Origin of the sequence: Archaeoglobus neptunius (assembly GCF_016757965.1) — an archaeon.
In the GTDB taxonomy this organism is placed as follows: Archaea; Halobacteriota; Archaeoglobi; order Archaeoglobales; family Archaeoglobaceae; genus Archaeoglobus; species Archaeoglobus neptunius.
In genome coordinates this window covers 1-540 of sequence record NZ_JAEKIW010000028.1, presented here as the reverse complement: position 1 = coordinate 540, position 540 = coordinate 1, and the positions used below count along the sequence as shown (strand labels likewise).

At 54.3% G+C, this 540-nt stretch carries 1 protein-coding gene; it reads left to right on the top strand.

The window, feature by feature from the left end; genetic code table 11:
- Nucleotides 1-540 (top strand): acetate--CoA ligase family protein (locus tag JFQ59_RS12335; protein ID WP_202320809.1); only part of this gene is annotated, 540 nt, incomplete at both ends.

Below are 540 nucleotides of genomic sequence, written 5' to 3'. Positions count from 1 at the left end.
GAGGATGAGGCAATTGCCGCTGCGAGGAAGATCGGATTTCCCGTTGTGATGAAGGTTGCCGGCAGGAAGATCATTCACAAGAGCGATGTCGGTGGAGTTGTTCTCAACGTCAGAAGTCCGGATGAGGTCAGGAGGGTGTTCGGCAGACTCATGGCGATTGAGCATGCTGAGGGTGTGAACGTTCAGCCCATGCTGGAGAGGGGGATTGAGGTTATTGTGGGTGTTGCCGAGAATGAGCAGTTCGGCAGTGTTGCGATGTTCGGCCTGGGCGGGGTTTTTGTCGAACTCTTAAAGGATGTCTCCTTCAGGCTCCTGCCCCTAACTCGAAAGGATGCGGAGGAGATGGTCAGGGAGGTCAAGGGATACAGACTGCTTTCCGGGTACAGGGGATTCAGGGGAGATGTGAATGCCGTTGTCGATCTCATCGTCAGAGTTGGGGAGATGGTCGAGAAAGAGGGTATAGTTGAGATGGACCTGAATCCCGTCTTCGTCTACGAGAATGGATGCGTTGTTGCGGATGCGAGGATTGCTGTTGGGGAG